9 protein-coding genes and 1 tRNA gene are annotated in these 10,353 nt (G+C 36.3%); 4 read left to right on the top strand and 6 right to left on the bottom strand.

What is annotated here, in order from left to right; translation table 11 throughout:
- Positions 1-224: 224 nt before the first annotated feature.
- Positions 225-297: transfer RNA gene (locus H1P_RS26890), tRNA-His, on the top strand.
- Positions 298-769: 472 nt separating this feature from the next.
- On the opposite strand, the gene H1P_RS26885 is transcribed toward H1P_RS26890, so the two are convergent.
- Both H1P_RS26885 and mgtE read right to left on the bottom strand, forming a co-directional pair.
- On the bottom strand, positions 770-1,318 hold the full coding sequence (locus tag H1P_RS26885; protein ID WP_144873450.1) for a hypothetical protein: 549 nt from the start codon (positions 1,316-1,318) through the stop codon (positions 770-772).
- Between the two features lie 195 nt (positions 1,319-1,513).
- Complete coding sequence (gene mgtE, locus H1P_RS26880) at positions 1,514-2,890, bottom strand: magnesium transporter (RefSeq protein WP_144873446.1); 1,377 nt, start codon at positions 2,888-2,890, stop codon at positions 1,514-1,516.
- Positions 2,891-3,154: 264 nt separating this feature from the next.
- Between mgtE and H1P_RS26875 the strand changes: the two genes are divergently transcribed.
- The gene (locus tag H1P_RS26875; protein ID WP_144873443.1) at positions 3,155-3,454 is read left to right on the top strand and encodes an RNA recognition motif domain-containing protein; all 300 of its coding nucleotides are present in this window, start codon (positions 3,155-3,157) and stop codon (positions 3,452-3,454) included.
- Between the two features lie 140 nt (positions 3,455-3,594).
- On the top strand, positions 3,595-5,316 hold the full coding sequence (gene lysS / locus H1P_RS26870) for a lysine--tRNA ligase (protein WP_144873440.1): 1,722 nt from the start codon (positions 3,595-3,597) through the stop codon (positions 5,314-5,316).
- Between the two features lie 133 nt (positions 5,317-5,449).
- On the opposite strand, the gene H1P_RS26865 is transcribed toward lysS, so the two are convergent.
- The 3 genes from H1P_RS26865 to H1P_RS26855 form a co-directional block, all read right to left on the bottom strand.
- Positions 5,450-6,103 (bottom strand): response regulator, encoded by a 654-nt coding sequence (locus H1P_RS26865; protein WP_144873453.1) that lies wholly within the window; start codon positions 6,101-6,103, stop codon positions 5,450-5,452.
- A gap of 576 nt (positions 6,104-6,679) precedes the next feature.
- Entirely contained in the window at positions 6,680-7,438 is a 759-nt protein-coding gene (locus H1P_RS26860) for a MinD/ParA family ATP-binding protein (RefSeq protein ID WP_144873437.1), read from the bottom strand.
- 96 nt (positions 7,439-7,534) lie between these two features.
- Entirely contained in the window at positions 7,535-8,509 is a 975-nt protein-coding gene (locus H1P_RS26855) for a Tll0287-like domain-containing protein (RefSeq protein ID WP_186376161.1), read from the bottom strand.
- Positions 8,510-8,963: 454 nt separating this feature from the next.
- Between H1P_RS26855 and H1P_RS39050 the strand changes: the two genes are divergently transcribed.
- Positions 8,964-9,098: a hypothetical protein gene (locus H1P_RS39050; protein WP_281291239.1), complete on the top strand. Its 135-nt coding sequence runs from the start codon at positions 8,964-8,966 to the stop codon at positions 9,096-9,098.
- A gap of 1 nt (position 9,099) precedes the next feature.
- Here the strand turns inward: H1P_RS39050 and H1P_RS26850 are convergent.
- The coding region (locus H1P_RS26850; protein WP_144873431.1) for an ATP-binding cassette domain-containing protein at positions 9,100-10,353 on the bottom strand (1,254 nt) is incomplete at its 5' end.

Below are 10,353 nucleotides of genomic sequence, written 5' to 3'. Positions count from 1 at the left end.
AAAAAATCGCCAATCTAGCTTGTCTAGGTTTGTCTATGATTTATAAAGCAGTCTATCCTCAGTAGAGAGCGAGCGAGTTTAGAACAGTAAAACGGGTGTTTGTTCTCTGGAAATAACTGATTTTTCGGAACTCAAGCTTTTGTAGAGAGTTTCACTGCTTTTGAAGAAAACAATTCTGATGACTTACCTAATTTTGCAAATTATGTTATTATTCTATATGCATGGCGAGCGTAGCCAAGTGGTTAAGGCAGTGGTTTGTGGTACCACCATTCGCGGGTTCGAGCCCCGTCGTTCGCCCTTAATTTTAACGTAGACTAGACATGACTTTCACTGCACGAGTGATGCTGTCACAACCCACTACTTTTAATAAGTCTCATACTTTACGAGACACGCATGAGGATTGGACATTGTTATTGATTGTCGCTCATTTATCAATCTATCAAAAACATCCGTCGATCTAAAAACTACGTGAAATCTCGCGCTTGGTCGCTCGTCAATAAGTTATTTTCTCTCAGTTATGATATTGTTTTGATCGTCTTGATGTTGGCTGGTTCATAGATTCATCAATCCGACTTGAACTAGAGACGGTTTAGAAATCCCAGTTTTGCAGATAATTCATCGCTAATTGAGCAGGGGGATCATTTTTGAGTGCAATCTTTTTATTGAAGGTCGGATAAACGTTATTCAAGATAGTCAAATCTTCAAAAAGTAAAGTATCGCGAAAATTATTTCCCGTTTGAGGAAACTTGAGCAGCTTTTGCCACCAAGTCTACTCAAAATTAAAATAGCCATCTACGCAAAATCTAGTTTTTGCAGGTGACTCTGGATACCCATAACCAACTGCGACAAAAAGCTGTCCTTGGGCAATTTCATTAGTAAGAATAAACAAACTTGGTAAAAATGTCTTAAAACATTGAACCATTACATCATTAACGAATGGACTCATCTTATTTCTTTTAGCATCTCTATCTTTCCGTTTAGACAGGAATAGTTGCCAGGAAAGCTTATTCTCATTCTGGGTAAGATTCTCAATTTTTATTTCTTTTGTGAGCATTGAATCATAATGGGTACAAGCAAAATGCTCCCCATCATGTGCATTCCACATCATTTGGAGAATATCACCATTAAACGATTCCGAGAAAGAATAAATATGGTTAAGTTCGCTTAGATGCAATTGGGAATTATATTTGGGTAGAAAAGCAATGTTACTATAATCGGGAATGGGTAGTTTAGCTTCAATGGGTTCGGAAATTAATTTTCCACTCTCTTCTTTCCAATAAAGACCGTAAGTCCACACCTTACCATTAACAACTTGCAAAGGTAAAACTTGCTGAATATCTTGACTGGAAATATTTCCTTCTACAATTACTTTACCGTCTCCTAAAAATTGGACTTTATGACCGTGATAGGGACAAGCTAAACAACTCTTTCCTTTAAATTCTAGAATATGCTGGAACGTCTCTACCCACTAACCATATTATCCCGCTTGACGGGACTAACCACCAACAACAAACTACAAACCCAAAATCAACTTGGCAATATTAAAATAAATCAATACACCTAAAACATCTACCGCAGTTGTAATAAAAGGTGCAGACATTAACGCGGGATCGAGTCCAAAAGAGCGAAACAAAAAAGGTAAAGCCGAACCCGCAACCGAAGCCAAGAGAGAAATAGCTACTAAACTAATCCCTACAGAAAAAGCCACAGAAAAACTTTTCCCTAATAACAGAAAAGCCCAAATAGTCGCCATTGTTCCTAAAATAATGCCCAATAAAATTCCCGCTAAAGCTTCACGAAAAACTACTTTTCCTGCTCCCATATCTGTAATTTCATCAGTATTTAAACCACGAATTACCACTGTCGAAGATTGCGCTCCCACATTACCACCCGTACCAGTTAAAAGGGGAATAAAAGCCACTAGAGTAACAGCTTTTTCGAGTAAACCTTGATAAGAATTAATAATAGTTGAAGTAACACTATTGGTAAGTAACAAAACAAATAACCAAACCACTCTGCGACGAGCTACAGTAACCAAATTAGTTTGGAAATAATTATCTTTATCTGACTGTACTCCACCCAAAGCGTAGATATCTTCAGTAGCTTCTCTTTCTAAAATATCGATTACATCATCTACTGTAACAACTCCGACTAATCTATTTTCGCGATCGACTACAGGAACAGCTAAAATATCATAACGTTGAATTGTTTTGGCTACTTCTTCCTGATCTGTATCGGTATGCACAGAAACCACATCGCGAGTCATAATTTCTCCTAAAGCAGTTTCAGGAGCAGACAGCACTAATTCTCTTAGAGATACTATTCCTGTAAGGTGACGAGAAGCATCTGTAACATAGAGATAGTAAATAATTTCGGACGCATTAGCTAGGCTCCGAATTCTAATTAAGGTTTCATCAACAGTTAAACTTTCTTTCAAAGAAATATATTCAGGGGTCATAATACGCCCTGCGGTATCTTCTTCATAACCCAGTAATAATGCAGTAGCTTGTCTTTCCCCTGGACTAAGCTGTGCTAATAATTGTCTTACCACTTTAGCAGGAAGTTCATCAAACAATTTCACTCGATCGTCAGGAGACATTTTATCTACAACATCCAACACTTCCTGACGTTTAAATTCTTCAATCAAAGATTGCTGTACGGTCGAATCTAAGTATTCATAAACCTCTATAGCTTCTGCTTTTGATAACAACCGAAATGCAATTACCTGCATTGATTCTGGTAAATCCTCAATTGCTTCTGCTATGTCTACTGGTTGGACAGGGATCAGAAGGTCTTTTGCTCCCTCTAAATTACCTCGTTCTAATAGTAATTCTAGTTGGGAACGAACTAACTGTCTTAATTCGTTATGTTTAACGCCATTCCCTGTCATAGACTTTATCCTTTTTAATTGTTTTATAATGTACTACATATTTGCTTTTGAAGATATTCTTTTGATAGGTTCGTAATTTTTTACATTGTTTTCCATCTTCGCATTCTTTGTTCGATTGTGCTGTGTTATCTTACTAATGGCAGAGATTAAATTCGGTACAGCGTTTGCTTCAATTTAGTTATGTATTTTTTCCGCTTTCTGGTTGACAAGGTTGTTCCCGAACTGTTCATCTCCCTCAACTAATCTCAAACCAGGAGACAACCAATGTCAATATATGTAGGTAATATTCCTTATTCCGTCACAGAAGAGGATATATCCAGTGTTTTCGGCGAGTACGGTACTGTTAAGCGAGTATATCTTCCCACAGATCGAGAAACTGGTCGTATGAGAGGTTTCGGTTTTGTTGAAATGGCTAGTGAGACCGAAGAAGACAAAGCTATTGAAACTCTAGATGGCGCAGAATGGATGGGAAGAGAGTTACGAGTTAACAAAGCAAGACCTCGTGAAAATCAAAACCGTGGTGGTGGCGGTGGTGGCTATAATCGTCGCAACAACGACTATTAAATTAAATAACGACTATTAATTGTTATTATAATCCATTACAATACCATCAATTTTGTTTACGATTAGCTCAGCATTCCATGTTTGGGCTTTTTTGTTGTTTAGACATTATATAAGTACAATACATTTTTCACTCAGTAATTATGGCAATAAATCAATCCCCCGATAATCAACCCAACAAATCTAATTTAGACGAAATTCGCGCTACAAGAATTCAAAAGATTGCACAGATCAAAGATTTGGGATTGAATCCTTATTGCTATAAGTGGGAAATCACTCATCATGCACGGGAGTTACAAGACAAGTATGCAGATTTAGCAGCAGGAGAAGAGATTGCTGATGAAGTTTCCATTGCTGGTCGCATTATGGCGCGTCGCGTCTTTGGAAAGTTAGCTTTTTTTGAATTGCAAGATGAAACTGGCAAAATTCAACTTTATATAGAAAAAAAGAGAGTTAATAACACCATGTCTGAGTTGGTTGGTGCATTTAATCATCTCAAAAAACTCAGTGATACAGGAGACATTTTAGGGGTCAAAGGTACAATCAAAAGAACGGAAAAAGGAGAACTTTCGATTTATGTCAGTGAGTATGCAATTCTGACTAAATCTGTTTTACCCTTACCTGATAAATGGCATGGTTTAACTGATACCGAGAAACGCTATCGCCAAAGGTATGTAGACTTGATTGTTAACCCCCAAGTTAGAAATACTTTTCGGATTCGAGCCAAAATTACCGCAGGAATTCGTCGTTATTTAGAAACTAGAGATTTCCTAGAAATAGAAACCCCCGTTTTACAAAGTGAAGCAGGAGGCGCGGATGCTCGTCCCTTTATTACTTACCACAATACTTTAGAGATGGATTTGTATCTGCGAATTGCTACAGAATTACATCTTAAAAGATTGATTGTGGGTGGTTTTGAAAAAGTATTTGAATTAGGGAGAATTTTCCGTAATGAAGGAGTTTCTACCCGTCATAATCCCGAATTTACCTCTATCGAAGTGTATCAAGCTTATGCTGATTACGACGATATGATGGCATTAACCGAAAACCTGATTAGTACTGTTGCTCAAGAAGTTATTGGGACAACTAAAATTAATTATCAAGGTACAGAAATCGATCTAACTCCCCCTTGGCGTAGAGTAACAATGCATGAGATTGTAGAAGAAGCCACAGGAGTTAGTTTTGCTCAATTTGATGATTTTGCTTCCGCTAAATCCGCAGCCAAAGATGCAGGAATTGAAGTACCCGAAGACTGTCAATCTATCGGGAAACTACTCAATGAAGCCTTTGAACAAAAAGTAGAAACCGATCTGATTCAACCTACTTTTATCACCGATTATCCTGTAGAAATATCTCCTTTAGCAAAGCCCCACAGAGACAAACCAGGATTAGTCGAAAGATTTGAATTATTTATCGTAGGCAGAGAAACCGCTAATAGTTTTTCGGAGTTAACTGACCCTTTAGAGCAAAGAGAAAGGCTAGAAGCCCAAGCAGCGAAAAAAGCAGCAGGAGATTTAGAAGCTAATGATGTAGATGAAGATTTCTTAGCAGCTTTAGAATACGGAATGCCTCCCACTGGTGGTTTAGGAATTGGTATTGATAGACTGGTTATGTTATTAACTGATTCTCCTAGTATTCGCGATGTTATTGCCTTTCCTCTGTTAAAAAGTCAAAGTGTAGCGATTAAATCTTTTGATTATGATGCAGAGAAGCAAGTATTAAGAATCGAGTTTAATAATGGCAGCATTTATAATTATCTAGATGTGCCTGAAGCGATTTATAAAGAGATGAAAGATGCTCCTTCTGTAGGGAAGTATTTTAATAGCAGTATTAAGGAGAAATTTGGTTTTGATTTAGTTAATTAATTTATATTACGGTAGGGCGGGCAATGCCCACCCTAAATTTAGTAATGTTTTTTCTTAAGAAAAAATAATGTGCTATCTATTTTGCTAGTGAAGAAAAATTGGTATAAGAAATTATATTGCTTTTTTTATCAAATTATATTGCTTTTTTCATCATAGAATTAGCATAAATAGCTATTTGCGTTCGATTCCGCAGATTCAGTCGGTTGAAAATATGAGTAACATGAGTTTTGACAGTTCCTTCAGCAATATAAAGTTGTCGGGCAATTTCACGATTAGTACAGCCCGTACCAATTAATTTGAGTACTTCTGCTTCTCTTGGAGTCAATTCTGTTATTTCAGATTCATCTGGTTTAGTTTCGGTTCTGTTGGAGTTTAAAATAACATCAAGCATTTTTTCCATTAGTCCAGGTGCCATTTGAGTATATCCCCGATGTACCGATCGAATTACCTGGGCTAGCTCTTCAACAGGCATATCCTTAAGCAGATATCCTTTTGCTCCTGCTTTAATCGCGCGAGCGATGTAGTCATCTTCATCAAATGTGCTGATAACTAATACCTTAGTATCGGGAAATCTTTGAGCGATCATTCTTGTTGCCTCTGTTCCATCCATAATGGGCATCTTGATATCCATCAATACAACATCTGGTTTGAGAATTTCTACCTGTTCAATCGCAGTTTGCACATTGTTGGCAACTCCCACTACTTCTAAATCTGGCTCCAAATTCAACATTGCTCGTAATCCCTGACAAACCAATTCTTGATCGTCTACCAGCAAAAGGCGAATCATTTTCTTCATTGGAGAATAGTGATTGGGGATTTGTGATTTAGAGATTCCAAATGTAGATTTTTTCATGTTCCTAAACCTGGCAAATTTTTAATGAAAGCTGTTTTTGTTTGCTTATATTTATTATTTACGTAAGGTTCAATTTTTTATGCAGATTGTTGGCGAATATAAACTGAAAAATACAATCTTGTTTTGTTCAGTAGAACTTTGGCATTAATATTTTGTACTATAATCAAATATTATTTTTATCTGGATATTTACTAATTAAAAAAATAAGAGTTGGGGTATTCTTGCAATTAATTGATTGTTAGGCGATCGCTAATTTCAAGAAAATTGACGGTAAAGATGTTTCAGTTATTAATCAATAACTAAAATTATTCGATATATTTAATTTTTAAGCTGGGCTTATTCAGCTATTTTGTAGTTATCCTAAAGGACTAGCTTCCCTAAAGGACTTCCTTCGGGGCGCGCGTCGTAAATTACTGTAATTAAATTAGTTCTCAATCCAAATCAGGATATGAATATTTTGAGAGGGATATGAGAGTGAACTAAAAAAAGATGTGGTAAAAAAAGATTAAGTTATAAGATTATTTGTCGGGCAATTCCCTTAATTACTCTAGAAAATAGTTGCTCTGGATAGCAAACTGCAAAAATACCCTTACTTGCCATTCGCATTACTTCATCGGATTGTTGTAAAATTCCTGCAACTCTAGTTTTATATGTAGATTCTACTTCCTGACTAAGTTGAGCAAAATTGTATTCTTTGAGGGCTTTGTTAACTATGATTAGTACTTTAGGAACTTGCAATCTACGAGCAACATCAATTGTTACAGCAGTTCCTTGAAAATCCTGTTTATCTGGTCGCATAATATACAAAACTAGGTTAGATATAGTCAGAGATACTAAAGTCTCCTGATTTAAACCAGGATGAGTATCGATAAACAAGTAATCAAGCTCAAGTAAATCTATCAGTTTTTTAAATCCTTCTAGCAGTAACTCAAAGTCATAGCCTTCACGAAGAATGCGGGAAATATCGGCAAGTTTGGCACTAGAAGGAAGAAGATAAATAGCACTACTGGCTGTTTTTTGAGTCATGACATGAGAAACGTTATAAATTGTATCTTTAAGCGCACATTGACCCCAAAGATAACTGTTTAACGTATTTTTTATTTGTTCTTCTCCCAGTCCAAATAAAACGTGAATACCAGGAGACGGTAAGTCTGTATCAACTATAGCGACGCGATTACCAGCCTGAGCAACTATAGTGGCTATATTAGCCGTTAAATTAGATTTACCCGTTCCACCTCGATAAGAATGAATAGCGATAATTTTGGCCATAGTGTGTATCTAAATTAAAATTTTGGCAAAATTTGAGATTAACTGAAACAATTGAAACAGTTATCATTCTCTGAAAAATCTGTAAATTCTAGAACATCAATCCTGGTTTTCCTGTCGCCATTTTTTACCTTGTTGAGCAATCCAATCAAAGTGATCGGAGTTAACTATTTCGTTAACTTCTTTTTGGTGTTTTTCTCGATTAACTTGGATTTGTAGCTGAGTAATGTCTTTCTGTACATTGATTAATTTGGTATGGGCTGTGGTCAATTCAGTAGTTCGTTTTTTTACTAAAATTTTTAATTCCTGGTTAATAAATTTCAATCTTCCAATAACTAAGGTTAAACTTAATATGGGTAAAATCGCGACTACTCCTAGCTTGATAAAAATTTGAGTCAAACTATTACGAACTAGAAGCATATTACGATCTAGAGGTTGGTTAATTTCCAATATCCCTTGTATTTGTCCGACTTGCCAATTACTTTTAGAACTATCGGGATGAGAATTATCGCAACTAACACAACTTGCTTTCATGATATATGGTTCGACGTAACGTAGAGTTGAGCGACCATTAAGCTCTTCAATACGATAAAATGTTTTCTGGGGATTATTTTGCAAATATTCCAGTGCTTCTGTTTCAAAGTTATCTCTTTTAATTTCTTCTGTTACGCGCCAACGAAAAGGAGATAGACCAGAGAAACGCATCGAAATTGCAGAAATGTTTTTTTCAGTAACATTATGACTTAACAAAATCGAGTAAGTAACTGGTGGGGGAATAGCAGCTAAACTATTGGAGTAATCATCAGTTACTGTCACACCTGGCAGTTTTTGAAGGCGATCTACAACTTCGGTAGTATAAAGATAACTGGCTTCTTTTAGTATTTGAGCGTTGATGCTAGCACTATGAACTGCTTGAGATTCAATCAAACTGTAGGAAAGGCGGGATATACTGGCTACAGTTATACTAATACCTATCAAAAAAAGAACGAGCAAAATAATAATAATTTGCTTATGTATAATTCGCTTATATAGCAGTTGTAAAAACCAATCTTTTGCTTGAGATAATGAAGACATTATAGTAAGTTTCTTAATTGCTTGTGTTTTACTAAAAAAGCTTAAAAGCATAATATTACAGTAAATTTATAAACTTGTAACTAGATTGTTCAACTTAAAATTATTTCCTCTGTATTAACTTACTTATAAACAATTGATTTTCTAATTTTAGTAACTATATTTTTATCAAGTTTTAGGTATTTTATTAAAAATATTTAAGTAAAATATTGATAATTTTAAACGACTATTATCTTAATATTTTCAGATAGTTATAAATTAGTTATAATAGCTATATATTGTTTTTTATATTCACTAATCTAATAACCTAAAAATGATTTCAAATTTATACTTAATGCAACAAGCTTTAGAACAAGAAAATGCAGTTGGCTATAGCGTAGGTTTAGTAATAGTTTGTTTGGTTTTACTGATGTTGTTATGGTTACCAGATGTGATAACAAAAGATTAAGTGCGACAATTGAATTTTAAATTTGATCTCAACCAGATAGAAAAAATTTTTACCAAAAACTACGAAACGAGCTTTTTAATTAAACTTTGTTGGCGATCGCATTTCCTCAAATTATTGGCATGGGATCGCACTAAATTAATCTAGATCAATCTAGTTGTCGTGCTACCAACCTAGCAAACAGTCCGTCTTGATTAATCAGTTGGTCATAGTTTCCTGCTTGGACAATTCTCCCTGCTTCGACAACATAAATTCTGTCGGCATTGCGAATGGTACTCAGCCTGTGGGCGATAACTATCCTGGTGGCATTCATCCGATCTAAACTTTCAGTAACAATTGACTGAGTTCGGTTATCCAGCGCACTGGTAGCTTCGTCCATCAGAATAATTTTTGGTTTGAGTACCAACGCGCGAGCAATCAACAATCTTTGTCGCTGTCCTCCAGAAAGGTTACTTCCTCCTTCACTAACCACGGTATGCATTTCCATTGGCATTTGCTCGATATCTTCGGCAAACCCAGCCATACGTGCTGCTGACCAAGCTTCATCTAAACTAATTAATGCACCACCAGAAATACTTTCAAAAATCGAACTCTGAGAAATTCTGACGTTTTGTAAAACTACTCCTAGCTGTCGTCTGACGGCGGGAACATCCAATTCTGCCAAATCTTGACTGTCGTAATAAACTTTACCGCTCAAGGGAGTTTCAAATCCGAGTAACAAACGAAAGATAGTAGATTTACCACTACCTGATGGTCCGACAAAAGCAATAAATTCACCAGGTTGAATGCGAAGACTGACATCTTCGAGAGTTAAAGCTCCTTCTTCTCCATAGCGAAAAGTAACACGATCTAAAGATATACGACCAGTTAAGCGACCAGGACTTGCTTTATCGAGATTAGATTCTGGTTCTGTTTGTAAAATAGGCTGCGCCCTTTCCCAAAGGGGGACAATTTCCAGAATATCGGTAAAAGTGTTGCTGAGATCGGTTGCGCCATTCAAGAAAATGCCAAAAGCGGAGTTAAAAGCGAGAAATGTACCTGCATTAAAACCCAGAGGATCGTTTTTAGCTGCTGCCATCTGAATAAAGAGAATGGCAAACCAAAACAGTAAAATAGAACTGACTTCTGGTAGGGCTTCGCTAAAAGTCGAAACGGCATCATTTATTCTCTGGACGCTAGAACTTAGTTTGAGTCGCTTACTGTATTGGCGCGCCCAAGCAGCAAAAGCTCTCTCTTCGGCTGCTGCTACTCTTAACTTAGAGACACCTCCGATTAATTCTACGGTAAGGGAATTAAGCTCTCCGTCTAATTCTTCTTGTCGCCTTTGTTTTTTGACGAGCAAGCGGGTGGAAACAACGGTAATTATTATAGTTAGGGTTTGCTGAAAAAGTAAGCGAAAAAA

The organism is Hyella patelloides LEGE 07179, from assembly GCF_900659865.1.
In the GTDB taxonomy this organism is placed as follows: Bacteria; Cyanobacteriota; Cyanobacteriia; order Cyanobacteriales; family Xenococcaceae; genus Hyella; species Hyella patelloides.
This window is presented reverse-complemented; position numbering and strand designations above follow the sequence as displayed.

Excerpts from the sequence above, each read along its gene's own strand:
- mgtE (WP_144873446.1), bottom strand. The coding sequence starts at position 2,890 with ATGACAGGGAATGGCGTTAAACATAACGAATTAAGACAGTTAGTTCGT.
- H1P_RS26875 (WP_144873443.1), top strand. The coding sequence starts at position 3,155 with ATGTCAATATATGTAGGTAATATTCCTTATTCCGTCACAGAAGAGGAT.
- lysS (WP_144873440.1), top strand. The coding sequence starts at position 3,595 with ATGGCAATAAATCAATCCCCCGATAATCAACCCAACAAATCTAATTTA.
- H1P_RS26865 (WP_144873453.1), bottom strand. The coding sequence starts at position 6,103 with ATGATTCGCCTTTTGCTGGTAGACGATCAAGAATTGGTTTGTCAGGGA.
- H1P_RS26860 (WP_144873437.1), bottom strand. The coding sequence starts at position 7,438 with ATGGCCAAAATTATCGCTATTCATTCTTATCGAGGTGGAACGGGTAAA.
- H1P_RS26855 (WP_186376161.1), bottom strand. The coding sequence starts at position 8,509 with ATGTCTTCATTATCTCAAGCAAAAGATTGGTTTTTACAACTGCTATAT.